Raw genomic sequence first — 26,896 nt, 5'->3', positions numbered from 1 at the left:
CCCGGGGTAAGACCGCTCAGTTCAAGCGTACCGTCTTCCCCGCCGGCAACAGCACCATCCGCATCGTACCAGTAGTATACAGGATTGGTCACCGTACTGCCCGCAGTAAGACTTGCTGTTAATGTAGCATTGCCCGAAGCATCCACGCAAAGTGTTCCGTCGTCATTGATACCGGATACCTCTATATCGGCAATATCATCACCGGGAACATTCGGAGAGATCTCTACGGAAACTTCCGCAAGATCACCTGCCGGGTTTTCACAACCGCTGCCACCTTCCACACTTACGTAATAGGTATAAGGGCTGTTGGCATTTTCAAGTCCGCTCACCGTAAGTACACCTTCCGCATCTATGGCATAAGTAATATTTCCATCCGTATCACCATCGGCGACCGGCGTCATTTTATCGGCATCAAGATACCATCTGAATACTGTTCCCTCACTACTGGACGGGGTCAGTACCACATCTTCATCACCGCAGTAGGGGTTTTCATTTCCGGTCACTGTAATATCATCGGCTGTCGGAGCCTCATTCACCTGTACATTTACTTCCGTACGGTCGGGGTCGGCACAGCCGGAGACTTCATCAACCACCTCTATATAGTAGGTGAAGTCGCCCGCCACATCAGAAGGTACTTCAAATTCGGTCCCTTCATACACCAGGGCACCGCCCTCGTCATACCAGCGAAGCAGGGTACCGGGTGCAGCCACGGCTTCTATAATATATTCCTCTCCCTCACACAGTACCACAGGATCGGTAATGTCAAGCTCGGGGGCAGCCTGGCGGATATATGCACCATAGATATCCACACCCTGTAACAAGGTCGCCACTCCGGCAGTATTGCGGATCTCCACACGGTCGTAAACACCGCTGGCAGGGATTCCCACTTCTCCGCGGTCACCGCCGCTCAGCAGTTCGATCTCCAGTAGCGGGTTATCAAGGCTGTACTGGTCTACCTCCGTAGTACCATTATACAGGGTTACCGTAATACCACCAAGAAGGTTAATATCGGCCAGTTCCACAGGGGTACCGATATCCACCAGTACCGTATCACCGGCCTTACCGGCATGATCAAAGATCAGCGTCTGGTAGATCGAACCGGTTCCAAGACCCGCAGGCATCGACAGGCGGGTATAATTGTCAGGATTATCATCTATAGCGTTCGTAGGATCAAGCACAGCACACAACACACAACCAAAGGTCGTCCCGTGTTCCTCGCTGTCCGCTATATAACAGTCGTCCGGGGGAGTCGGGGTACCCAGCACATGCAGTACCACCTCCGTGGCTGCAGAGACACAGGGGCCGTTCTCATGGACCACATAATACGTATAATCACCTTCAGCAGCAGCGGCAGGAGCGTATTCTTCTCCTCTCGCTACCTCCGTGGTCAGTGCAGCATCAGAATACCAGATCACATCCCCGGTAATCGTCGCAAAATCAACCACACGGAAAGCCTGGGGTGTATCGCCTACAACCACATACTGCTCGGCAGGGGTCACCACTAAAGGAGACAGTTCAGCCCCTACAGTGACCGTAATCGCTGCCAGGTCGCCCGAAGCGTTCTCACAATAGCCGTCACCTTCCACACTCGCATAGAACGTATGGTCGCCATCGGTAAGTCCCGATACCGTCAGTACACCGGAAGCATCAACCCCCGCTGTGATCTCCGTAGTCCCCGAGGCATCTTCATACCAGCGGAACACCGCGTTGGGAACAGTCGCCGAGGAAGGCGTCAGTACCACATCAGCACCTTCGCAGATCGCTGTCTCACCGGCAATATCGATGTCGGAAGCACCGGCAAAGTCATTGACCGTTACCGATACCCCGGTTCGTGTAAGGCTCGCACAACCGCCGGTGCCCACAGCCTCTACATAATACATCACATCAGCAGTTACCGCGGTAAGTTCCAGCGTCTCGCCGGTGCTTACCAAAGTCCCTCCGGTGGCCGCATCATACCAGTTGTAGGTAAGGCTGCCCTGAGGACTTGATATTTCAAGTACCGTATCTTCACCGGTACATACTTCCACATTGTCCGAGACTACAGCAGGAGCCTCCAGGTCATCACTGATCGTTACCGCTACCGAAGCCAGGTCACCACCCGCATTGCCGCAGACATCATCGCCGTCAAGGCTCACATAATATGTCGCGGTCACTCCTTCAGACAGTCCCGATACCGTAAGCTCATTGTTATTTACCGTATAGGTCACCGTACCATCGGTATCCCCGTCACTGATCACCTGTGTGCCCGAAGCATCCAGGTACCAGGTATATACCGGGTTGGTTACCGTGATACCGGGCATCACCCCTGCGGTCAGCATCACATCAGAACCTACACACTGGCTCAGGTCGGCAGGAAGATCGATATCCCCGGCCGTAACCTGGTGCTGTACCGCAATGCTTACCATCACTGCCTCATCCGCACTGCTCTCACACACACCATCGCCCTGTACCGTGACATAATACGTATAGACTCCCGCTTCAAGGTCGCTCTGTTCAAACACAGGACCCGTAAATACAGGCGTCCCGCTGAGATCGTCATTGCCGTACCACGTAAACACGGGGTTGGTCACCGTAGTACTGGAGGCTTCCAGTGTGGCGATATCCCCTGCACAGACCTGGATATCCGCTGTCTGGATATCCGAGGCAACAGCGCCATCGTTTACGATCACCTCCACTGCAGCGAGGTCGCCGGCAAGGTTTTCACAACCGTCCGCGCCTGCACGCACACTTACATAATACGTATAGGTACCGGGGGTAAGACCGCTAACGGTTAACGCTCCGTTATTGATATTATAAGTCACCCCGCCCGCATCGGCAAGAGGGGTTTGTTTATCTTCATCGGCATACCAGCTGAATACCGCATCGGTGATACCATCCGCAGTAGCCGTAACCAGTACGTCTTCACCTGCACAATAGAATGGATTATCTGTAGTCACTGTAATATCATCAGCAGCCGGAGCCTCATTCACCTGTACATTTACTTCCGTACGGTCGGGGTCGGCACAGCCGGAGACTTCATCAACCACCTCTATATAGTAGGTGAAGTCGCCCGCCACATCAGAAGGTACTTCAAATTCGGTCCCTTCATACACCAGGGCACCGCCCTCGTCATACCAGCGAAGCAGGGTACCGGGTGCAGCCACGGCTTCTATAATATATTCCTCTCCCTCACACAGTACCACAGGATCGGTAATGTCAAGCTCGGGGGCAGCCTGGCGGATATATGCACCATAGATATCCACACCCTGTAACAAGGTCGCCACTCCGGCAGTATTGCGGATCTCCACACGGTCGTAAACACCGCTGGCAGGGATTCCCACTTCTCCGCGGTCACCGCCGCTCAGCAGTTCGATCTCCAGTAGCGGGTTATCAAGGCTGTACTGGTCTACCTCCGTAGTACCATTATACAGGGTTACCGTAATACCACCAAGAAGGTTAATATCGGCCAGTTCCACAGGGGTACCGATATCCACCAGTACCGTATCACCGGCCTTACCGGCATGATCAAAGATCAGCGTCTGGTAGATCGAACCGGTTCCAAGACCCGCAGGCATCGACAGGCGGGTATAATTGTCAGGATTATCATCTATAGCGTTCGTAGGATCAAGCACAGCACACAACACACAACCAAAGGTCGTCCCGTGTTCCTCGCTGTCCGCTATATAACAGTCGTCCGGGGGAGTCGGGGTACCCAGCACATGCAGTACCACCTCCGTGGCTGCAGAGACACAGGGGCCGTTCTCATGGACCACATAATACGTATAATCACCTTCAGCAGCAGCGGCAGGAGCGTATTCTTCTCCTCTCGCTACCTCCGTGGTCAGTGCAGCATCAGAATACCAGATCACATCCCCGGTAATCGTCGCAAAATCAACCACACGGAAAGCCTGGGGTGTATCGCCTACAACCACATACTGCTCGGCAGGGGTCACCACTAAAGGAGACAGTTCAGCCCCTACAGTGACCGTAATCGCTGCCAGGTCGCCCGAAGCGTTCTCACAATAGCCGTCACCTTCCACACTCGCATAGAACGTATGGTCGCCATCGGTAAGTCCCGATACCGTCAGTACACCGGAAGCATCAACCCCCGCTGTGATCTCCGTAGTCCCCGAGGCATCTTCATACCAGCGGAACACCGCGTTGGGAACAGTCGCCGAGGAAGGCGTCAGTACCACATCAGCACCTTCGCAGATCGCTGTCTCACCGGCAATATCGATGTCGGAAGCACCGGCAAAGTCATTGACCGTTACCGATACCCCGGTTCGTGTAAGGCTCGCACAACCGCCGGTGCCCACAGCCTCTACATAATACATCACATCAGCAGTTACCGCGGTAAGTTCCAGCGTCTCGCCGGTGCTTACCAAAGTCCCTCCGGTGGCCGCATCATACCAGTTGTAGGTAAGGCTGCCCTGAGGACTTGATATTTCAAGTACCGTATCTTCACCGGTACATACTTCCACATTGTCCGAGACTACAGCAGGAGCCTCCAGGTCATCACTGATCGTTACCGCTACCGAAGCCAGGTCACCACCCGCATTGCCGCAGACATCATCGCCGTCAAGGCTCACATAATATGTCGCGGTCACTCCTTCAGACAGTCCCGATACCGTAAGCTCATTGTTATTTACCGTATAGGTCACCGTACCATCGGTATCCCCGTCACTGATCACCTGTGTGCCCGAAGCATCCAGGTACCAGGTATATACCGGGTTGGTTACCGTGATACCGGGCATCACCCCTGCGGTCAGCATCACATCAGAACCTACACACTGGCTCAGGTCGGCAGGAAGATCGATATCCCCGGCCGTAACCTGGTGCTGTACCGCAATGCTTACCATCACTGCCTCATCCGCACTGCTCTCACACACACCATCGCCCTGTACCGTGACATAATACGTATAGACTCCCGCTTCAAGGTCGCTCTGTTCAAACACAGGACCCGTAAATACAGGCGTCCCGCTGAGATCGTCATTGCCGTACCACGTAAACACGGGGTTGGTCACCGTAGTACTGGAGGCTTCCAGTGTGGCGATATCCCCTGCACAGACCTGGATATCCGCTGTCTGGATATCCGAGGCAACAGCGCCATCGTTTACGATCACCTCCACTGCAGCGAGGTCGCCGGCAAGGTTTTCACAACCGTCCGCGCCTGCACGCACACTTACATAATACGTATAGGTACCGGGGGTAAGACCGCTAACGGTCAACGCTCCGTTATTGATACCATAAGTCACCCCGCCCGCATCGGAAAGAGGGGTTTGTTTATCTTCATCGGCATACCAGCTGAACACCGCATCGGTGATACCATCCGCAGTAGCCGTAACCAGTACGTCTTCGCCGGAGCAGTACGGATCTTCATTTCCGGTGACTGCAATGTCATCGGCCGTCGGGGTTTCACTGACGTTTATGGTCACTGCAATACGTCCTGCCTCTTCACAACCGTAACGTACGGGCTGCACATAAACCACATGTTCTCCGGCCGTCCAGTCCGCAGGCACTTCGAACTCGAGATTTCCCTCTCCGATCTTAGTTCCCCCGTTACGCTGGTCGTACCATACATAAGTGGTACAATCATCACCGGGCGCCGCCAGGCTTATGGTTTCTCCCTGGCAGGCTTCCACCATATTATTTCCGGGGTCATTCCCTTCGAGTTGTATTCCGGGGACCCGTTCTATTTCGTAAACATTAATTCCTTCCAGTGCAGATGCAAGTCCGCCAAGTTGTACAGAGACCCGGTCAAAAGGCTGGTCTACGGCAGTAGCTACTTCATACTGCTCTCCTCCTCCGAGAAGTTTAAGGCTTAACAACCCTTCCTGCACCGATACTTCGTGAACAGGAGTATTGCCCATATAAGCCACTATTTTCAATCCCGTAGCTACGCCAAGGTCGAGCAAGCCCGCATCCTGATCGGTAATGACCAGGCGGATAGAATCTCCGGGAACAGAAGGTGCCGGATAAATTGTAGTTAAATGAGCATAGCCGGCAAGTCCGACATTCTGACGCAGGAGTGCTGCCGTACCGAGGTCTCCGTCTACAGCATTTGCTGCATCACTAACCCCGTTGAGTGTACCCAGGGCACCGGAAGTAACTCCCGTAAGGATATCCTCAACATTACAATCTGCCAGGGTTTGGGTTTCCTGGTTTACATAAGCTTCATGTATATTGATATCACCTCCTGCGAGTAAAGCACCCTGCACCTCAACCCTTACCGAGTTAAAACTGACATTGGGATCAGGGCTACCCACAGGTACCACTATATCTCCCTCGTTAGTCCCTGCCAATAAGTTGAGTAAAACTCCTCCGCTTAACTGTGCAGGCGTACCTACCGGATTATTTCCGTCATAAGCCTGGGCGGTAATTGTTACGCTTCCAAGCAGGGATAACGTAACATCGGTACTTACCCTTACATGAAGCTGGTCTCCGTTTGCAGGGCTGAAAGCCCCGGAAAACTGAAGGACCTGATAATTCGTGGCAAAAAGGGAAGGTATCTCAATCGTACTGTACGTTCCCAGGTTGCCATCTACCGCACCTCCGGCGTTATTTACACCATCCGAAGTCTGCGTTGAAGCATATATTCTTTCATAGGCCGGAAGACAATCTTCCGGAATGACTGGTTCTGTTACAATAAGGGTTACCGTGGCCGGATCGGACTCCTCGCCGGTATCCGGATCACGAACTACCGCATTATAGGAATAATTTCCGGGTTCAAGTCCCGGACCTGCAACAAACTGCTCACCTACAGCTATTTCATTACCCCCTTCATCATACCATACGATTTCTCCATCCGGATAATCTGTGGTAGCCGTGTAGGTAACTGCTTCCCCTTGTTCTATAGTAGCTGTTTCGGGCGTAACCTCCGGAGCCGTCAAAGGCACTGCAGGTGCCGTAACCGTTACGGTTGCCTCGGCAGGACCAGATTCTTCACCCGTATCCGGATCCGTTACCGTTACCGTATACGTATGTTCCCCTACGGGAAGGTCATCCGGCGTGATAAATTCCGGGGTAGTCGCTACCTCGTTGTTATCGGCATCATACCAGGTATAATTCACATCCGGATCATCGGGATGAGTAGCCGTAAAGGTCTGGGTTTCTCCTTCTTCTATGGTTGCTGTTTCAGGGTCTACCGTTGGCGGTGTCAGGGGGGCTTCCACGGTTACCGTCACTTCAGTGGGTTCGGATTCTTCCCCGCTATCCGGATCGGTTACTGTTACCGTATACGTATGTTCCCCTAAGGGAAGGTCATCCGGCGTGGTAAATTCCGGGGTAGTGGCTACCTCGTTGTTATCGGCATCATACCAGGTATAGTCTACATCCGGGTCTTCGGGATGGGTCGCCTCGAAAGTATGGGTTTCCCCTTCTTTAATGGTTACGGCAGAAGGATCTACCGTTGGTGGTAACAATGCATCGGCTTCCTCTACAGTAAGACTGAAGGGCGTGGCAGCAGATTCGTTGTTTCCCGCATCTCTTACGGCAACCGAATAATTGTAATCGCCGACCGCAAGATTGTCAGGGGTTGTAAAGGTATTTCCGCCGGTTTGTATTTCCGTTCCGCTCTCATCATACCATACATACGTCACATCTGCATTGTCATGGGTAGCTGTAAAAGTCTGTGAGTTTCCTTCCACAATAACTGCCGATGGGGGGTCTACTGCGGGGGGCAGTAATCCACCACCTGCAGCTTCTATTGTCACCGGTACTGTTGCAGGTGCAGAAGTTGCCCCTGTTACCGGATCCCTGTATACCACGGTATACGTATATTCATCCGGCAGTAATCCGGGATCAGTTTCAAACTGGGGCAGGTTACTTACCTGCTGATTATTTTCATCGTACCATATTGCTTCGAGTCCGTCAGGAATATTAGAAGCCGTAAAGGTTTCCGTTTCTCCTTCGGTAAGCGTTGCCCCTATAGGATCTACCACTGGAGTAGGTATCAGCTGTACACTGACTGCCGTTCTTGTGGGTGAAGCACAATCGCCTCCACTTACGGCTTCTGCGTAATAAGTGGCATCTGCCGTAATATTTTCAAGATCATAAGTACTTCCGGTATAAACTTCGGTTCCACCGGTTTCTTCGGTATACCAGTTATAGGTCAGCTCTTCATCCGGATCCTGTATACTCAGGGTAGCCGTACCGTCTGCCCCGACCCATACATTTTCGGAGGCTACTACAGGAGCCTCTGCCGGACCGGTAATGTCAAGAGTAAGTACGCCGCGGGCAAGAGATTCACATCCGTTGCGTACAGGTTGTATCCAGTAGGTATGCTCCCCGGCAGCCAGGTCCGGGATACTGCTTAATTCCACTTCATTCCCGCCGTATTCCGCATCGTATAATTTATAGGAAGTAGCACAGTCTGTCGGCAAACCATCGAGAGACAGTGTTTCTCCGGCACAAAGGGTTACCGTATTATCGGGGCCCTCTCCATCGGGGTGTCGGGTAGCTGCAATTCTCGATACATCGTAGATACGGAGTGCGGAAAGCCCGCTTACCGTTCCTCCATAGGTGATCCGCACTTTGTCAAAAGGGACATTAGTCGGCACCGTTATTGCACTTAAGCTTCCCGATGACAATAGTTTAAGACGTAATAGACTGGGGTCCAGAAGTACAGGTTCCTCGTCTACAGGTGCATTATTAAGAAAACGTTGTATACGCAGTTCATTAAGCAGACCGACATCTAATAACGTACCCGGTTCTCCGAGAATAATCTGAAGACTGTCTGTCGCCAATGAAGGTGTTCCGAAAACCACATCCAGTTTACCGTATACACCAACACCAACGGTATTATTCATTTCGGCATAGGTGCTAATATCCCTGTCTACCGCCAATCCCGGGTCTGAAACACCTATAAGCGCAGTTGTAGCATTGAGATTAAGCAATTGTGTTTCATAACCTCCATATGCATCTATGGCATCCTGTCCGGTACATGCCGGGTCTCCGGCCGTATGATAATATGCATCGTATACCCTTATGGCCTGAAAAGCATTCACTGCAGACTCCATAACTATTTTTACACCACTGTAGGAAATAGCCGAACCACTGCTTCCCAAAGGAATAAAGGTATGTTCGAATATATTGAGCCCATTGACCAGACCGGCCAGGTTCGGGTCGGCAGACACCCTGGGACCTATTTCATTGCCATTACTATCTACGGGAGCGATAAAAATACTTCCGATGACGGAAGCTACACCGTATTCACGTCCCAGTTTAACCGTAACCGGGGTGCCAGCATTGACATCCGAACCCCAGAAAATAGTCTGGGAAGTCTCCCCCGTCAGCCCCAACAGGTTTAATGCTTCTGTCAGGGTAGAATATGTGGCAATATTTCCATCAACAGCATTAGCCTCATTTTCAATAAACCCAAGATCTATTCCCAACAGGCTGGAAGTTGAGAACTCAGAATTTGCAGTTGCATACTCTCTCGTAAAAGCTGCAGGACAGCCATCATCATTAACTACAACCACTATGGTAGCAGCAGACTGGCATCCACCGGTTGCAGATGTCGCTACAACATAATAGGTAAATACCCCTGCACCCGGAAACGCAATAGCTCCTGAAGGGGTAATCGCATTACCATTATAATCATACCATTGAAAATCTGCCGAAACATTTGCAGCAGAGGGAGTCGGAAGCGTGACACTCTCACCTACCGAGATCTGGTATGTTGTCTCTCCCGAAAACGTAATTTCCGGATATTCATTTACCGTAGCATTTACCGCCACTCTTGGCGACACACAACCGGTAACCTTATCGGTAGCTTCTATATAATAGGTACCGGAAGACGTTACTACAGAAGATGGTAATGCCTCACCTCCGGTAGCCGCACCGAAATACGCATAATCGTAATAATCCGGCTGGTAATTGGTAACTGCCCCTAACAAATCTACCGAACCGCAGGCCGTAAGGGCCTCGGTCAGTTCGGGGTCGTCGATGATATCCACCCTGGGGAGTCGGCTTACTTCGTAAACCCGGATATTCTGAAGAAGGCCGAGAACCCCTCCGAGTGATATTTTCACCCGGTCGAAAGAGCCTTGTACCGGAACGGCAAGTTCATACTTATCGGTTCCGGGCAACAGACGCAAGCCGAGGAGGTTGGAATCTCCTGCTATCGGGCTTCCCACTTCGTCATCCTCAAGATAAGGTTGTATCGTAAATGCAGCAAGCAAGCTTACATCCAGCAAAGAACCCGGTTGTTCCAGAACGATACGAACCACCTGATCGGATTCTGAGGGTGTTGCAAAAATCGTATTAATATAAGCTTCATTAGCAGCACCCGCTACCACAGCCATTTCCGCATAATTATCGTGATTGTCAATAACATTATACGGATCATTAACAAATGTAAGTCCCCCGGCCAGGTCAAGCCCGGCACCTCCTACACCGGAAAGTACATCCAGGGGCTCATTTTTTGCTATACAATCGAAAGGTGTACCGGCCTCTTCTTCTACATAAGCATGGTATACCTGCATACTTGCTGCCACACTTAATGCAGAAGAAAGATTTACCCATATTCCTTCAAAATCTTCTGTAGGGGTTAGAGTTACTTCATAAGTCCCTACCCCACCCAAAAGGGTCAACAGGTTTCCTCCTTCATATGCATCTCCAACAGCATCGGCAGTCCACCTCGTATTAAACAATATTGTTTCTTCTCTCAAATTGGCATAAGGCTGGAGACTAAAATTATCCGCAACACCAAGAGTAGAAGTAGGTACTGAAAATTTAATGGTAACAGGGGTACCTGCTTCCAGAAGTTCTCCAAAGTCAATAAATTGCCGCGCATAAAATGCATCTAACAATCCTACCCCAACCCTTAGTGTAGAAGGCTCCCTGGGGTTGCCATTGACTGCATTTCCCGGTTGATCAACACTTCCTCCAATAGTTGTATGAACCTCCTGTACCTCTGCATACTTCCTTACCATATCCTGCCCAGAGGCTGTTCCGGGAGAAAACAACAGCAAGCCCAGTGTAAGTAACACTGCGGCGAGCCCGGGTTTTATTTTTTGCATAACGTAGTAAAGTAATTTCATAAAAGAAAAGTTATATTAAAGACAAAAACACATAACACCACAAGGGCCGCTTTCCGGCCTGCGCTTCCCCGTATCCGGGGCAATACGGAAGTAAAGGTCGTCTGAGCGGCTTCCGGAAAAGACAGTACTGCCGTCGGATACCGGACAAAAAAATAACTCCTGCACTTTTTTAAAGTCATCACTATCTGTTTTGAGCACATCATTTTATCAACAGGCAACAAGCCCTCCCGAAAAGGGTAGCCCTGCCATGTTAAAAGGCTATTTTCAATCTTCCCTTACCTGGGGTCCGGGCGATAAAACAAAACGGGGATATTTTGTTTCCTGCCCCTCCGGAGCGACCATATATCACGGTATACCGCTCCGGGAAAAGTCCGGGTCATGATTTTATGTTGTCTTGGATCTGATAATTTATAAACAGGGAAATGATTCAGTATAAAAGAAAGAAGTGCGTGGTACAGGGGAAGGAACCACCGTACCCGTAAACCATTAAAAGGACTGACATGTTCAATGTAGTTTTGCTCCATAGCGCTTCTATTAATTGTAATTTCATTCGTACTTCTCACACTATAAACATCTAAGTACCCGAAAACCCCACCTCTTTATTCTCATTATGACCACATGATCGCACAAATATGTTCTATACGAGATATTTATATTTGAAATATTTATTATTCATGCATTGAACGACAATTCTCCTACATTGAACGATTTTTTTTTCTCGTTTTGAGTAAATCGCCTAATTTCGACAGGTGATTCACAATAAAATCAAACAAAAGGAGTTATAATCATATCGCGATATAACACCTAAACACCCCAGGTCGATCAAAAGTCATAAACCGGGGATATAAACACCGCCAGCCTAACCGCTGTATTTCTCTAACTAACAACCGGTCCAACCAACCAACTGCTTTTATTTTTTGTAGAACCCACTCTTTGAGAACGGCAGATAAGCCTTATTCTCAAAACGAGCACAAAAAATGATAAATAAATGTTAAACACAGTCAAATATAGTCATCATTACGCGAACACGCAAGAAAAAAAATCTCTCAATGCGACTTTTATACTGGAAAAATTAAAAAAACACTTACAAGTAAAGACCAATATCGAGCTGGCTGAGATCCTGGAGGTAAAACCCAATACCATTTCGACATGGAAGAAGAGAAATAGTATGGATTACGAACTTGTAGTCGCGATATGTGAAAGACAAGATATCGATCTCAATGATATCTTCTACAGCCACAAGCGGGCGTACGGATCGGTCAACAACAATACCGACCGTTATATCCCTGTTGTAACCCGGGAATACCAGTTCCAATACGTAAACCAGCTCGGTGAAGATTCTTTTATGGAAAGTATTCCGGTATATAACCTGCCTTTTATCAAAGGGGAAAATCTCAGGGCATTCCAGGTCACCGGGAATTTGATGCATCCGACCTTTGAAGACAATTCCATTGTCATAGCTTCAAAGCTCCACGCTCCTTCGGAGATCGAAAGAAATAAAAACTATGTAATAGTCAGTAAGTTACGCGGAATATTCATCAATCGCGTGCAAACCTCCCACACCACTCCCGGTGAACTGGTCCTGGTCAACGATAATAAAATGGTCCCCCAGCACATAAAAATCCGTACGGATGAAATTGCAGAGGCCTGGGAGATAAAAGCCAAACTGAGTTATTCCCCGGTAGAAGAAAGTGTTTACGAACATCCCAAATGGCCATAAGCCCCGTATGAAAATTTTCCCGACCGGAAGACGAGGCCGGCCGGAGCCAAATCACAATCAATAGTTAAAGCCTATATAAAACTAAAAAATAATAAATTTAAATTATTTTGTATAAAAAACATCATGATTTAATTTTATTTTAAGCGCATTTTGCGATTTTTTCAGGCCGTTACATGGCAGCAAAAAATAAATCGCCCAGACAGCCTTAAAACTCCTGTTTTCTGTTACGGGCATACAGCAAGGTGTTTCGCTGCATGAAAAATGCAGGGAGTCGGGACAGGAACGATGGTCGGGATGACATTCCTGTCATTCAGAACGTAGCGCAGCGGAGTGAAGAATCTCCAACCCAGCCCAAAGGAACTTCAACAGCATAACGAAAAACCCGGAGATTCTTCACTGCGTTCTGAATGACATTTCGAAACTACCAACTAAAAACTAAAAAGTTTGGAACTACACTGTTAAAGCCCTATTTTTTTCTAAATTTACACAAAAGAATACGCTTTGAAAATCTTTGATTTCTTAGACTTTAAAATTCTTGACCTGGTCGATATTCTCCTGGTCGCCTTCCTGCTGTACTATATCTACAGGCTGGTAAAAGGCACGGTAGCCGTAAATATCTTTATAGGAATAGGGATCATATATCTTATATGGAGAATTACCGAGGTACTGCAGATGCATATGATGAGCAGTATTTTCGGAAGTTTTATGAGTGTCGGTTTCTTTGCTCTTATTGTTCTTTTCCAGCAGGAAATAAGAAAATTTCTTCTCACTATCGGCTCTACCAATCTCGCCAACAGGAAAAACCTGAAAAAATACTTTCGTTTTTTCGGAGAAGAAAATCCGGAGGTCAGAACCAATATCGGCGCCCTGGTCACCGCCTGTGAAAAACTGAGCAGTACCAAAACAGGCGGGCTCCTGGTCATAGCGCGCAATACTCCCCTGGATTTTGTAAAGAATACGGGAGACAGCATGCATGCCAGGATCACTGTGCCCATCATAGAGAGTATTTTTTACAAAAACAGCCCGCTTCACGACGGTGCGGTGATCATCGAAGGGAATTATATTGTAGCCACAAGGGCTGTGCTCCCGGTATCGAACGAACGGAATATCCCCCTTCGCTTCGGTCTCAGACACAGGGCAGCCATCGGGATTACCGACAAAACCGATGCCCTGGCCCTGGTAATCAGCGAGGAAACAGGGCAGATTTCCTACATCAAAGACGGGGAATTTACACTTTTCAAGGATCACAATGAACTGCTCGACATATTGAGAGAGGACCTTAGTTAACCCCGAAGTTTTTAACCAACAACCCCAAAACTTCGTATCTTTGTCCCTTCAAAATCTGAATACACTTGCGCTACTTCATAGAGTTATCATATCACGGGGCTCCGTACCACGGCTGGCAGCGACAGCCGAATGCTTCAACAGTCCAGCAAACCCTGGAAGAGGGCTTGTCGACACTGTTGAGATCAACCATACCGGTCACCGGGGCCGGGCGTACGGATACCGGGGTTCACGCCAGGCAGATGTTTGCCCATTTCGATTGTGACACTTCCTTCGACCCGGAAGAGATCGAACGAAAACTGAATTCCCTGCTTCCTGCCGGTATTGCCATTCACGCGATCCGGAAAGTGCACGAGGATGCCCATGCCCGGTTCGATGCTACTTCCCGCACCTATAAATACCTGGTTATCCCCCGAAAGGATCCTTTTACCCAGGGACTTGCCTATTATCACCGTTATCCCCTAAGCACCGAGATGATGAACCATGCGGCGGAAGTGCTTCTCGGACGACAGGATTTCAGGTGTTTTTCACGGTCCAATACCGATGTAAAAACCTTTTTCTGTGCTATTGAAAAAGCGACCTGGAATCGGGAAGATAACGGTCTCCTGGTGTTTACCATAACGGCCGATCGCTTTTTGCGCAATATGGTAAGGGCCGTTGTGGGCACTCTGCTGGAAGTGGGGCGCGGGAAAATAACTCCTGAAAACGTTAAAAAAATCATAGAAAGTAAAAATAGAGGGAATGCTGGGGCATCAGTTCCGGCACATGGCTTATATTTAACGAAAATCACATATCCCTTTATATAAAGCACTGTTATTACAACTGTGCGGATATAACAAAATAATATTGTATACCTCAGGTAAATTTATCCTGAAAAACGGTAGCTAAAACATGAGCAGCAATAAAGGAAAAGCATTTGACCTGAACCTTTTCAGGAGACTTCTCAAACACGCCCGGCAATACCGGCTGGTCTTCTACGGGGTAGCCCTGGCCGCAATCCTCGGTTCCCTTTTTGCCGTGGCACGTCCCATGCTGCTCAAGATAACGGTAGATGATTACATTACCAACAGGGACGCCCACGGACTACTGACCTTCTCCCTGATCATGGTGGGTGTATTGCTTGCAGGGGTGATCTGCCAGCTTGGGTTTATCTACTACGCCAACTGGCTGGGGCAGTCCATAATCCGCGATATACGGGTAGAGCTCTTTCGCCATATGCTGCGTTTCCGCATGAAATATTTCGACAATTCGTCTATCGGGGTCCTGGTAACCCGCGCGGTAAACGACATGCAGCGCATAGGAGAGATATTCAGCCAGGGACTGTTCATGATCGTCAGTGACCTTCTGCAAATGGTCGTTGTAGCCATTATCATGCTGGCTACCAGCTGGAAGCTTTCCCTTATTGTATTTTCCATACTTCCGCTTATCCTTTATGCCACCCGCCTGTTCCAGAAAGCCATGAAAGTAGCTTTTACAGAGGTAAGGGCGCAGGTAGCCTACCTGAACTCTTTTGTACAGGAACGCATTTCAGGCATGAAAATAGTACAGCTCTTTACAAGGGAAGAGACAGAATACCGGAAGTTTACGGAGATCAATGAAAAGCACAAAAAAGCCTGGCTAAAAACAGTATGGTATAACTCCATCTTTTTCCCGGTGGCCGAACTGGCTACTTCCATCACTATCGGGCTTATCGTGTGGTATGGAGGAGTACGTACCATTGCAGGGGATGATATCGAACTGGGGAGTATCTTCATGTTTATCGAAATGTCGCAGATGCTGTTCCGCCCCCTGAGACAGATCGCCGATAAATTCAATACCCTGCAAATGGGAATGGTGGCAGCAAACAGGGTCTACGACATTCTCGACACCCGGAGCACCATAGAAGACAAGGGGACGGTTACCGCAGAAAATATCAGGGGAGATATTTCCTTTAAAGAGGTACGTTTCGGTTATCTGCCCGATGAAGAAGTGCTTCACGGGATCTCCTTTGAGGTCAGTGCAGGACAAACCATTGCCATAGTGGGCGCTACCGGGGCGGGAAAATCGACCATAGTAAACCTGCTCAACCGTTTCTACGAGATCAATTCGGGAAACATCACCATAGACAATACCAATATCAGGGATTTCAGCCTGGACTCTCTGAGGGGGCGAATAGCGGTGGTCCTACAGGATGTTTTCCTGTTTGCCGATACCATTCTCAACAATATTACCCTTAAAAATCCGGAGATCACCGAACAACAGGTAGAGGAAGCAGCGCGGCAGATAGGCATACACGACTTTATCAAAAGTCTTCCCGGCGGATACCGGTTTAACGTCAAGGAAAGAGGGTCCATGCTTTCCGGGGGGCAGCGGCAGCTTATCGCCTTCCTCCGGGCATATGTAAGCAACCCGGATATCCTCGTGCTCGACGAAGCCACTTCTTCGGTAGACTCCCATTCCGAACAGCTGATACAGAATGCCACGGAAAAAATAACGCAGGGACGTACCTCGATCATTATTGCACACCGCCTGGCCACCGTCAAGAAAGCCGATACCATTATTGTCATGGACTCCGGCAGGATCGTGGAAACCGGAACGCATTCCGAGCTCCTTACCAGGGAAAACGGCTATTACAGAAACCTGTATGAGGTACAGTTCATGGCTGAGGAAAAAGCCTCCTAAACAAATGATAATATGACCCGTATCCTCCTTTTATCTGATACCCACGGCCATATGGATCAGGGCATTCTCAAATATGCACACCAGGCCGACGAAATATGGCATGCCGGGGATATCGGCGACCTGAAAGTTACTGATACCCTTAAGGAAATAGCTCCGTTACGTGCCGTATACGGCAACATTGACAATGCAGAAACCCGGAAAGAATTTCCCGAAAACAACAGGTTTTTCTGCGAAAATGTCGATGTATGGATCACACATATCGGAGGATATCCCGGAAGATATGACCGAAGAGTACGCGACCTACTGCGTCAAAACCCGCCCAAACTGTTTATCTGCGGACACTCCCATATACTCAAGGTCATCTACGACAAAAAACTTCAGCTCCTGCATATGAACCCCGGTGCAGCAGGAACATACGGGTTTCACCAGGTCAGGACCATGCTGCGTTTCAACATCGACACCGACCAGATCCGGGACCTGGAAATCGTGGAACTGGGAGCGCGGTAACTTCGGTACATTCCGACCACGGGCCGGAACACCCGGCTGCCCTATGAGCGGCGGGTTTCAGCCCGGAAACAGGAACGGACAAAAAAACCCGAATACCAAAAGGCATCCGGGTTTTTTACGCACTAATACTACTAAGATTTCAGGTTTATCGCAACCGGTCCACAGATTTTACGAGATCTTCGTCCTTTTTGATGGCCTTATTGGCCAAAACCAGAAAAACGATAGAAATAACAGGAAGAAAAATCCCAATACCCTTCTCAGAAACCTCGGTTTCTCCGGATAAATTTAGTGACCGATAAGCAAATACTCCTAGTAAAATTAAGTTTAATATCATGTTCAGCCTGTTTAATACAAACTGGTTTTTTCTGTTTCCATAGGCAAAAACCGATACCAGGGCCAAAAGTGCTACTGCCATAAATGAGAGCAGTATCCACAGTTCCGAAGAAGCATAGACCGGGGTTCCCGCTGCATCTTTCCACATCGATGCTACGAAAGGAAGAACAGCGCTCACCAAAAACACCACTAATAGATATATGCTCTGTATCCGTTGTAACATTTGCCGTATCTGAATTTGCGATAGCAAAAATAAGAGTTCTTTTTAAAAAATACGTTCGGTTTGTAAAAATAAATTTGTAATATTGCGGTATCCATTCGTAACCGATTCAAAACAAGGTTCGTTTGACTTCGATTTTTTTCACTTTGATGCTCATTCCCAAAAAGCACAAAACAGACTTAACAAACACTTCTTAAAAGAATTAATTAACTTATTTTATCACTTCAATGTTTGACATTTCAGATTTAAAGGCGAAGAAACTAACTGAATTGCAGGATATCGCAAAAAACTTAAGTATCCCCAGGTTCAGAACACTCAAAAAAATGGACCTGATATACCAGATTCTGGATGTACAGGCTGCCAATCCGAAGACCATTACAGAATCTTCCATCAACACCCCGAAAAGTTCCGACAAGGGAGAGACCTCCCCCCAGAAAGAAAAGAAAACCCGGAGAACCCGGATCAAGAAGACTGCTGCAGATGCCCCAAAATCACAAGCCAGGACCCCCGAAAAGAACGAAAACAGGGGACCTGAAAAAAACGAAAACAAAGGTTCTGAAAAGAGTGTTGTGAAAACCGATAGCACCCCGAAAAAGGAGTCTCCGAAAAATGTTCCCCCGAAAAAAGACATCCAGAAAAACACTCCTCCCAAAAAAGATGTTCAGAAAAATAATCCTCCCAGGGCCCACGAAGGAAAACCCCCTGCAAAAACCGTGACGGACAAGGAGGACAAAAAGCAGGAACCGGCAACGGAACAGTCTGCCCAGCCCACCGTACAGAAAGAAAAGAAAAAAGAACACACTCCCAAGGGGCAGCATCACCAGCACCACCAGAATCACCAGCATCAAAAGAAAAGCAATAACACTCATACCTCTTACAACAAGGAAAATTTCGACAAGGAGAAAAAGAACAGGTATAAGGACCCGGATTTCGAATTTGACGGGATCGTGGAAAGCGAAGGCGTACTGGATATCATGCAGGACGGTTACGGTTTCCTGCGTTCTTCAGACTACAATTACCTCTCCTCTCCCGACGATATCTATGTCTCCCAGTCACAGATCAGGCTGTTCGGGCTAAAAACCGGAGACACCGTGCTGGGTACGATCCGCCCGCCCAAAGAAGGTGAAAAATACTTTCCCCTTATACGGGTAACCAAGATAAACGGGCTGGCACCGCAGGTAGTGCGCGACAGGGTTTCGTTCGAGCACCTCACGCCGCTGTTCCCGGATGAGAAGTTCAAGCTGGCTGAAAAGCAGAGCACCATATCCACACGTATCGTAGACCTGTTCTCCCCCATCGGAAAAGGACAGAGGGGCATGATAGTTTCACAGCCCAAAACAGGAAAGACCATGCTGCTGAAAGACATCGCCAATGCCATTGCTGCCAATCACCCGGAAGTATACCTGCTGGTCCTGCTGATCGACGAACGCCCGGAAGAGGTTACCGATATGCAGCGAAGTGTAAGAGGTGAAGTGGTAGCTTCCACTTTTGACGAACCGGCAGACCGCCACGTAAAAGTAGCCAATATAGTCCTGGAGAAAGCCAAGAGACTGGTAGAATGCGGGCACGATGTGGTTATCCTCCTCGACTCGATCACCAGGCTGGCCAGGGCCTACAACACCGTACAACCGGCCAGCGGAAAGGTGCTGAGCGGTGGTGTGGATGCCAATGCCCTGCACAAACCCAAACGCTTCTTCGGAGCGGCGAGAAATATTGAAGGAGGAGGATCCCTGTCCATTATCGCTACGGCACTGACCGAAACAGGGTCCAAAATGGACGAGGTTATCTTTGAGGAATTCAAGGGTACCGGAAATATGGAACTCCAGCTCGACAGGCGTATTGCCAACAGGAGAATATTCCCGGCTATAGACCTGATCTCGTCGAGCACCCGCAGGGATGACATGCTCCTGGACGAAAATACCATTCAGCGCATGTGGATCATGAGAAAGTATCTCGCAGACATGAACCCGGTAGAAGCCATGGAGTTCCTCGACAACCGTATCAAGAGGACCAAAAACAACGAGGAGTTCCTCATGACCATGAATCAGTAGGCAAGAGAATGTCTTCAACCATATCAATCCCAAAGGCATTGTAATGTCTTTGGGATTTTTTCTTTGTCCCCTTCTCTTCTTTCCATTTTTCTTTTTATGGGCCCCATTTAAAAGGGAATCCTTATTTTTACTCCCGTCAATGTCTCCATAATGTTGTAATGTAACCGCATGTCCATTGAACTCACCCGGAGTTTATTGACAGAAAAACAAAAAGATAAACGAACATGAAGATTTCAATCACGTATTGACACAAGGAAATGATTGAAATTTTTCCATATTCCGGTCCGTGCAAAAAATGTGAAACAGATGGAATCCCAGGCAAAAAAAATACTACTGGTAGAAGATGATAGCAAGGTCTGCTCCTTTATCAACAGGGGATTGACAGAAGCGGGTTATGAAATGACCATTGCCATGAGCGGAAAGCAGGGACTGGAATGGGCACAATCTTCCGGGTTCGACCTGCTCATACTCGACATCATGCTTCCGGATATAAACGGACTGGACATTTGCAGTGCCATAAGGAAACACAACCAGAATATCCCCATACTCTTCCTCACCGCCCTCGGAAGTGCCGAAAATATAGCGCTCGGATTGAACAGCGGCGCAGATGACTACCTGTCCAAACCCTTTAAATTTATCGAACTTGTGGCCCGGGTAAAGAGTCTCTTAAGAAGATCCGACACCCATGAAAACCGTTTTGTCAAAGAGGAGGTTACCTATGGTTTTTCTGACCTGAAGGTAAACGACACCACAAAAACAGTAACGCGGGGGAGTGATGAAATCAGTCTTACCTCAACAGAATACCGCTTATTGCACATGTTTATCAAAACCCCTTTTCGCGTGCTCTCACGTGCAGAAATACTCGAGCATGTCTGGGGGGTTGATTTTGATATCGGTACCAATGTGGTTGATGTCTATGTGAATTACCTTCGAAAAAAACTTGAAAAAGGTGATAAACCACGTATTATCCATACCGTAATAGGCATGGGATACGTATTAAGAGAAAACGATGAATACACGAAATAAGATCATACTGTCTCTCACTGCCCTGGTCCTTGTATACATTCTTATATTCTGCGGATTCATTTACTTTTCCATTGAGAACTACTCCTATGTCGATTTCTACAAAAGGCTGGAAATACGCGCTGTTACTGCGGCTAAAATCGAACTGGAACACCGGCAGGACCGCGATATCCTTCTGGAAATACGCCAGGATTTCCTGGAAAAACTGCCCGATGAAAAGATCAATATTGCTGACCTGTCGGGAGTTGACCCCCGAGCCAAGGCAAAAAAACTGGGAGTTCCCGTAAGCTTTATCGAAGAGATACTGCACCGGGGCAAAGGCTTCTACAATCACGAAAATACCTATTTTTCGGGTATTCAATACGAAACCCAGGGGAAAAACTACCTGGTTATAGCCTCTGCCGAAAACTACTACAACACCCACCACAATGCCTACCTGAAAAATCTTCTACTCGCGGCACTCCTGGTATCCATACTTATTATTACGTTTTTTGCCTACCTCTTTTCCAAAATGGTCTTCCGTCCTGTAAAAAACATTATCGACAAGATGCGGGAAATAAGTTCCGAAAACATGCACCTCCGCCTTGAGGTTCCCAAAAACAATGAAGAGCTGAAAAACCTTACCCTGACTTTCAACGATATGCTCAACCGGCTGGAAACATCTTTCGAAACACAGAAAAACTTTATAAGCAATGCCTCACACGAACTCAATACCCCGCTCACTTCCATTATGGGAGAGGCCGATGTGACCCTGGCCAAGCAACGCAGTGAGGAAGAGTACCGGACCGCACTGGGAAATATTCTCGAAGATGCGGAAAAACTCAGTAAAAAAACCGAAGCCCTGTTATTGCTCGCTCACACCGGTTTTAACGGTAAGGTCCAGAAATTCGAAGACATCCGTATCGACGAACTTATCCTGGAAGCCGAGCAGACTACACACAAGATATACCCCAACGCACAAATACATATAGACTTTGACCTGCTCCCCGAGGCATCGGAAAAACTCAATGTAAAAGGAAACAGGCAATTACTGCATATGGCCGTTTCCAATATCCTTCTGAATGCCTGTAAATATTCCGATTTCAAAGAGGTCAGGGTAGCACTGGGAGTCTCCGACGACAACATCATCATCATGATAAAAGACAAAGGAATAGGTATCCCGAAACAGGAAATGCAGTATATCTACGATCCGTTCTTCAGGGCCTCCAATACCGGAAAATATCACGGATACGGCATCGGCCTGCCACTGAGCAGAAATGTCATCCAGATGCACAAGGGAATTCTTTCCGTATTCTCGGCAGAAAACGAAGGTACAACCGTTGAAATAAAACTACCCGTATGCAAATAACCCCCTGTTTTTTTACCCCATAAACAATATTTCAACAATTTACCTCAACAACACCCCTGCAATATCGCATAACACCCGCAATATAAATCAAATTCTAATCTGATTTTAATTTGTCTTTAAGACCGTTCTAAGACGACAGGCGTAGCTTTGCTCCGTAACCTTAAAAAAGCATCGCTATGAAAAACATCCTGGTACCTACCGACTTTACCGTAGACGCCCTTGTCATTCTGAAAAAAGCCATAGAGCAGGAAAACGAAGCTCATAATTTTATCCTGGTTTACGGGAAACACCTTCCCGGGTCCATCTCCGAGCTGATGTTCTTCTCCAAAAGCACCTTGTTGTCCTCCCTGGAAAGCAAGAGTTTTACAGAAGCCAAAGGAATACTGAAAAACAGGTATGCCTCACGGATAAAGACACTTCGGACAGCTATTTTTCACGGAACCAACCACAGTGCCTTCGAAAACTTTATAAAGGCAAACAAAATAGACAAGGCCTATATTCCTGAAAACCCGAAGTCACTGCACCCATCAATAAAAAAAGGGTTCGACCTCATCCCTTTTATCAAAAAATCAGGACTGGAGCTCTCACTGGTAGCATATAACGATCATTCCCAGGTAAACATGGATGAAGTGCTGGCCAAATTACTGGTTCCTTAAAACGCATTAGCAATGGAAAAGAAAAATAGCAACAGAAAAATCAGGTTAACATACCTGTCAGGATTTGCCCTGTGCCTGTTATTGTTTGTCAGCATGTCTGCATCATCTCCCGCTCCGGATACCGTTATCCTGGGGAAATGGGAAGAGATCTCATGGGAGTATGAAAAACTTCCCGGCAACCCGGAAATAAGAGCAGACAAAACCATCAGCGACAATGCAAAAAGAGAGATTACCAGGGACCTGGTCATCCATCAGGCCGAAACCTGGGAATTCCGCCCGAACGGCACACTTGTCCTCTACGACAGCAAAGGGGCCACCCTATCGGAATGGACCCTTAAATCAAGAGGGAACATACTGAAAATATACAACGGGAAAAACACTCCCGAACATTACAATCTCCAGGTACTGAACCAGGACGAGATGATATTGTATTTCAACACCGATCTACAGGCCAAGGGGATTGCAAAAATGAAATTCAAAAAAATCCATCAGGAAAACTATGCTCAGAAAATTCAATAACAGCAGAACTACCAGAGAGAATATACAGTTAGGTTCACTGACTGCCTTTTCGGCAGGTATGGTCAACGTGACATCGGTTATCATATTTTTTGCATTTACCTCCAACGTAACCGGGCACTACGCCATACTGGCCGAAGAAATATCCAAGGGAAACTGGTACCAGGCTGCCGTGGTATTCGCGTGGATATTCATGTTCTTCGCCGGTAATTTCTGCTCCAACATGATCATCATAAATTTCAATCAGAAAAACACCTATGCCGCCCATGCCACCCCATTAATACTGGAGATCCTGTGCCTCCTTTCCGTAGGCACATACGGCGCCTTTTTTTACGGGGAAACCCTGGGAGAAACAGAGATCATGGTAGGGCTGATGTTATTTGCCATGGGCATACAAAACGGGCTTACCGCCAGTATATCAAACTTTTCGGTAAAAACCACCCACCTCACCGGCCTCACGACAGACCTGGGGTTACTGACCTCCATGTTTACCAAAAGCGAATACCGGCAAAATAAAGCCCTTCGCGCCAAGGCCAACGTGTTATACGCCATTGCTACCTCATATGTTACCGGGGGTATTTTCGCAGGTGTTGTATACCAGCAGATAGGGTTTATGGTGTTCTATATCGCTTCGATGGTGATATGTGTTATCATTTTTTACGAATACTATATGATCAGACTGAAAAAAATGGTTTGGAGAAAAAAAAGAAAGAACCAGGGGTACAAGACCCCTGCCATGTCAAGAACATAATAATCGCGGGGCAAGTTCTCTATAATTCACACAAAAAACAGAACACCTGTCTGCACAAAAAAAGGCTATCTCACGATAGCCTTTTTACATTTTATATCTTTTATCCCTCCTTATGACAAGGCAGCAATATGCTTGACAAGTTTCGACTTCAGGTTGGCCGCCTTGTTGTTGTGAATGATATTCCTTTTGGCCAGCTTGTCGATCATGGAAGCCACTGACGGAAACAGTGACTCAGCTTCCTTCTTATCCTCCGTAGCGCGCAGTTTCTTTATAGCATTACGCGTGGTCTTGTGCTGATACCTGTTTCTCAGGCGAACCGCCTCGTTTCTTCTTATTCTTTTTAATGCAGACTTATGATGTGCCATAGTGCCTTTCCTTAAGCTGTTAAATCAATTTTTAAATCTCTTTGTTACACGGAAGTAATTTTCCGTTCCTGTTGTCAGAACGGGTAATCCCATCCTTCGCATCTGTAGTCCGTAGGGGATTCGAACCCCTGTTACCAGGATGAAAACCTGGCGTCCTAACCCCTAGACGAACGGACCGTTAAATCAATATATGAGCAAACAATACTCCCTTAATCCCGGAAACATATTCACGCATACTTCAAAGAACCTTCTGTAGTCCGTAGGGGATTCGAACCCCTGTTACCAGGATGAAAACCTGGCGTCCTAACCCCTAGACGAACGGACCATTGTTTATTTCAATTGCGGATGCAAAAATACAACTATTTTCATACGATGCAATACTCCATACATTTTTTTTATTCTTATTTTCAAAAAAAATACTATACCCCTCCCTAAAACACATCTAACACATTGTAAATCAATAATGTAAATACCTTAACATCATGCCCCGGGAAAAGCGGCAGGGGTAACATTTTTTCATACGGCTGATATAATGGCAAAGCACCTGTCGAAAATACGAATACAGGTATTTAAATCAAAAAATATCGCCATGAAAACAACAAAAACACCAGTATCATTCCCCTCACCCGAAGGATGTTTAAAAGCCGTACTCCCCTTTTTTCTCATACTACTTCTCTTCCCCGTAACAGCTCAGGCCTTTCAGCGACATGCTCCCGATTCCCTGCCGGAAGAAAACGTTTCCGAAAAGGGGTTCCGGTTCGGGCTCAGGGCAGGGTACGACATCGTTCCGGAATATCACAACAACACACCGCATATCGATTACCAGGGTGGTTTGTATGCCGGGCTCACCGCAGCGTATTACTGGAAATGGCTGAGTGCCGGCCTGGATGTGGATTATATCAGGAACAGTCCGGATAACCGGTACCCTTCCGAAACCATATTCGATCCGGCCGGCAGTGAGACCATCGATAATTTCGCCCTGAACAGTACGGGTATTACCCGGTTGTTTTACGGTATAGGACCGGGAATACACTATACCCGTCCCGACAAGAAGTTTTCCGCAGAACTCAACGGAAGGGCAGGGTTTGCCAATATCAGCGGCGGAGAACTCTCCTTCACGGGAAACAGCAGTTCTGCATCCTATTTACTGAATTACCATGCAGGGTACGATGTAAAAAATGTGCTGACCGCGAAAGGCTCCCTGGGATTTACCTATAATTTCAGTGATATATTAGGGGTGCATATAGGCGCCTATTACATGAGGCACTTTGGTGTTGAAGACCTCGTCAACAGCAGTGGTTACAGCGCCGCATACCGGGTTACGGCATTCAATGACGACAATGTACTCGCATTTACCGAGGCAGACATACGCACTGTCGACCACAGCTGCAATTGCGATATCTCCTCCATAGGGGCCTATGCCGGGCTTACCCTGCGCCTCCCCTCACGCCCGGAAAAACCTGTTCCGCCCGCCGAGGAAGCCTGTAATACCTGTACCGTACACACCCTCACCGTAACGGCCTATGACAAGTATACCGGAGAGATCCTTCCCGGTACCGAGGTAGCCGTATCAGACCGGGCCGGAGGTATTGTCCGTACCGGAGTCACCAACTCCTTCGGCATTGTCGTCTTCGACAACATTGCTCCGGGAGATTATGCCATTGCCGGAAAACTGTATGGCAAAGACCTCTCTTCCGATACTGTATTACAGGATGAATTCGCAGGCAACCCCAACGTTCAGAAAGAGATACTGTATACCGACACCAGCTTTATTCTCCAGGGGAATGCCGTAATATGCAATACCGAAACCCCGCTGCCTGATGTCACCGTGGTATTGCGCGATAAACCTTCAGCCGTGGAAAAAAACACCCTTACCGGCAAAAAGGGAACTTTTATCTTTCACCTGGACCAGAAATCGGAAGTTACCCTCTTCGGCAGGAAACAACATTACTTTTCACAGATGGTTCATATTGCCGCAGGTGATTACGACAGGAATACCACCCTGTTCGTAAAACTGGAAATGTGCATGGACGAAGCCAATTGCAACAATGCCATCAGGCTGGACAATATTCATTACGACCTGGATAAATACTTTATCCGCGACGATGCCAAACCCGAACTCGACCGGCTCGTGCAGTTCATGCTCGACAATCCCGGCATCCGCGTGGAGTTGTCCTCCCACACCGATTCCAGGGCATCACATGCCTACAACCAGCGATTGTCCCAGAACAGGGCCAATGCCGCCAGGGAATACCTGATATCCAAAGGGATCGATCCGCAGCGCATCGAGGCCGTGGGGTACGGAGAAACCCGGTTGCTCAATCGCTGTGCCGACGGGGTGCCCTGTTCTGAAGCAGAACATCAGCTCAACCGCCGCACCGAAATGAAAGTGATCTGCCCCGAGTAAACTACCTCGATGCAAGCATATAAGGCATTAGAA

The 26,896-nt window shown here is 48.0% G+C and carries 15 protein-coding genes and 2 tRNA genes; 12 read left to right on the top strand and 5 right to left on the bottom strand.

Features of this window, described 5'->3' with window-relative positions:
- On the bottom strand, positions 1 to 11,000 hold an 11,000-nt coding region (locus DN748_RS07480; protein ID WP_458694045.1), incomplete at its 3' end, for an Ig-like domain-containing protein.
- 1,009 nt (positions 11,001 to 12,009) lie between these two features.
- Between DN748_RS07480 and DN748_RS07470 the strand changes: the two genes are divergently transcribed.
- The 5 genes from DN748_RS07470 to DN748_RS07450 all read left to right on the top strand — a co-directional run bounded on the left by DN748_RS07470 (position 12,010) and on the right by DN748_RS07450 (position 17,193).
- A complete protein-coding gene (locus DN748_RS07470) occupies positions 12,010 to 12,741 on the top strand; it encodes a LexA family transcriptional regulator (protein WP_112371136.1) in 732 nt (243 codons plus the stop codon).
- A 501-nt stretch (positions 12,742 to 13,242) separates the two neighbouring features.
- Positions 13,243 to 14,028, top strand: coding sequence for a diadenylate cyclase (locus DN748_RS07465; protein WP_112371135.1), 786 nt, complete (start codon positions 13,243 to 13,245; stop codon positions 14,026 to 14,028).
- 65 nt (positions 14,029 to 14,093) lie between these two features.
- Positions 14,094 to 14,831: a tRNA pseudouridine(38-40) synthase TruA gene (gene truA, locus DN748_RS07460; RefSeq protein ID WP_112371134.1), complete on the top strand. Its 738-nt coding sequence runs from the start codon at positions 14,094 to 14,096 to the stop codon at positions 14,829 to 14,831.
- 85 nt (positions 14,832 to 14,916) lie between these two features.
- Positions 14,917 to 16,686 carry an ABC transporter ATP-binding protein gene (locus DN748_RS07455; protein ID WP_112371133.1) on the top strand — a complete coding sequence of 590 codons (1,770 nt, stop codon included), beginning with the start codon at positions 14,917 to 14,919 and terminating at the stop codon, positions 16,684 to 16,686.
- Between the two features lie 12 nt (positions 16,687 to 16,698).
- Positions 16,699 to 17,193: a metallophosphoesterase family protein gene (locus DN748_RS07450; protein WP_112371132.1), complete on the top strand. Its 495-nt coding sequence runs from the start codon at positions 16,699 to 16,701 to the stop codon at positions 17,191 to 17,193.
- 145 nt (positions 17,194 to 17,338) lie between these two features.
- Here the strand turns inward: DN748_RS07450 and DN748_RS07445 are convergent, their stop codons facing one another.
- A complete protein-coding gene (locus DN748_RS07445) occupies positions 17,339 to 17,749 on the bottom strand; it encodes a DUF4293 domain-containing protein (protein ID WP_112371131.1) in 411 nt (136 codons plus the stop codon).
- A gap of 224 nt (positions 17,750 to 17,973) precedes the next feature.
- Between DN748_RS07445 and rho the strand changes: the two genes are divergently transcribed.
- The 6 genes from rho (at position 17,974) to DN748_RS07415 (ending at position 24,091) form a co-directional block, all read left to right on the top strand.
- Positions 17,974 to 19,797 (top strand): transcription termination factor Rho, encoded by a 1,824-nt coding sequence (gene rho / locus DN748_RS07440; RefSeq protein ID WP_112371130.1) that lies wholly within the window; start codon positions 17,974 to 17,976, stop codon positions 19,795 to 19,797.
- A 306-nt stretch (positions 19,798 to 20,103) separates the two neighbouring features.
- Entirely contained in the window at positions 20,104 to 20,823 is a 720-nt protein-coding gene (locus DN748_RS07435; RefSeq protein ID WP_112371173.1) for a response regulator transcription factor, read from the top strand.
- Positions 20,807 to 22,168 carry a sensor histidine kinase gene (locus DN748_RS07430; protein WP_112371129.1) on the top strand — a complete coding sequence of 454 codons (1,362 nt, stop codon included), beginning with the start codon at positions 20,807 to 20,809 and terminating at the stop codon, positions 22,166 to 22,168. Before DN748_RS07435 ends, DN748_RS07430 begins: the two co-directional genes overlap by 17 nt.
- Before the next feature lie 176 nt (positions 22,169 to 22,344).
- On the top strand, positions 22,345 to 22,824 hold the full coding sequence (locus DN748_RS07425; protein ID WP_112371128.1) for a hypothetical protein: 480 nt from the start codon (positions 22,345 to 22,347) through the stop codon (positions 22,822 to 22,824).
- A gap of 12 nt (positions 22,825 to 22,836) precedes the next feature.
- Complete coding sequence (locus tag DN748_RS07420; protein ID WP_201741438.1) at positions 22,837 to 23,343, top strand: hypothetical protein; 507 nt, start codon at positions 22,837 to 22,839, stop codon at positions 23,341 to 23,343.
- Positions 23,324 to 24,091 carry a YoaK family protein gene (locus DN748_RS07415; RefSeq protein WP_112371127.1) on the top strand — a complete coding sequence of 256 codons (768 nt, stop codon included), beginning with the start codon at positions 23,324 to 23,326 and terminating at the stop codon, positions 24,089 to 24,091. Before DN748_RS07420 ends, DN748_RS07415 begins: the two co-directional genes overlap by 20 nt.
- A 110-nt stretch (positions 24,092 to 24,201) precedes the next feature.
- On the opposite strand, the gene rpsT is transcribed toward DN748_RS07415, so the two are convergent.
- The 3 genes from rpsT to DN748_RS07400 form a co-directional block, all read right to left on the bottom strand.
- Positions 24,202 to 24,456 carry a 30S ribosomal protein S20 gene (gene rpsT, locus DN748_RS07410; RefSeq protein ID WP_112371126.1) on the bottom strand — a complete coding sequence of 85 codons (255 nt, stop codon included), beginning with the start codon at positions 24,454 to 24,456 and terminating at the stop codon, positions 24,202 to 24,204.
- 105 nt (positions 24,457 to 24,561) lie between these two features.
- Positions 24,562 to 24,633: transfer RNA gene (locus DN748_RS07405), tRNA-Glu, on the bottom strand.
- Between the two features lie 76 nt (positions 24,634 to 24,709).
- Positions 24,710 to 24,781 (bottom strand) — tRNA-Glu (locus tag DN748_RS07400).
- A 264-nt stretch (positions 24,782 to 25,045) separates the two neighbouring features.
- Here DN748_RS07400 and DN748_RS07395 point away from each other — a divergent pair.
- Positions 25,046 to 26,863, top strand: a complete 1,818-nt coding sequence (locus tag DN748_RS07395) for an OmpA family protein (protein ID WP_201741437.1) — start codon at positions 25,046 to 25,048, stop codon at positions 26,861 to 26,863.
- Positions 26,864 to 26,896 lie beyond the last annotated feature (33 nt).

The sequence above is a fragment of the Sinomicrobium soli genome, from assembly GCF_003285545.1.
Lineage (GTDB): Bacteria > Bacteroidota > Bacteroidia > Flavobacteriales > Flavobacteriaceae > Sinomicrobium.
Note: the sequence above shows the minus strand (reverse complement) of the source record. Positions and strands in the feature narration are given on the sequence as shown.

Excerpts from the sequence above, each read along its gene's own strand:
- DN748_RS07470 (WP_112371136.1), top strand. The coding sequence starts at position 12,010 with ATGTTAAACACAGTCAAATATAGTCATCATTACGCGAACACGCAAGAA.
- DN748_RS07455 (WP_112371133.1), top strand. The coding sequence starts at position 14,917 with ATGAGCAGCAATAAAGGAAAAGCATTTGACCTGAACCTTTTCAGGAGA.
- DN748_RS07450 (WP_112371132.1), top strand. The coding sequence starts at position 16,699 with ATGACCCGTATCCTCCTTTTATCTGATACCCACGGCCATATGGATCAG.
- DN748_RS07445 (WP_112371131.1), bottom strand. The coding sequence starts at position 17,749 with ATGTTACAACGGATACAGAGCATATATCTATTAGTGGTGTTTTTGGTG.
- rho (WP_112371130.1), top strand. The coding sequence starts at position 17,974 with ATGTTTGACATTTCAGATTTAAAGGCGAAGAAACTAACTGAATTGCAG.
- DN748_RS07435 (WP_112371173.1), top strand. The coding sequence starts at position 20,104 with ATGGAATCCCAGGCAAAAAAAATACTACTGGTAGAAGATGATAGCAAG.
- DN748_RS07430 (WP_112371129.1), top strand. The coding sequence starts at position 20,807 with ATGAATACACGAAATAAGATCATACTGTCTCTCACTGCCCTGGTCCTT.
- DN748_RS07425 (WP_112371128.1), top strand. The coding sequence starts at position 22,345 with ATGAAAAACATCCTGGTACCTACCGACTTTACCGTAGACGCCCTTGTC.
- DN748_RS07420 (WP_201741438.1), top strand. The coding sequence starts at position 22,837 with ATGGAAAAGAAAAATAGCAACAGAAAAATCAGGTTAACATACCTGTCA.
- DN748_RS07415 (WP_112371127.1), top strand. The coding sequence starts at position 23,324 with ATGCTCAGAAAATTCAATAACAGCAGAACTACCAGAGAGAATATACAG.
- rpsT (WP_112371126.1), bottom strand. The coding sequence starts at position 24,456 with ATGGCACATCATAAGTCTGCATTAAAAAGAATAAGAAGAAACGAGGCG.
- DN748_RS07395 (WP_201741437.1), top strand. The coding sequence starts at position 25,046 with ATGAAAACAACAAAAACACCAGTATCATTCCCCTCACCCGAAGGATGT.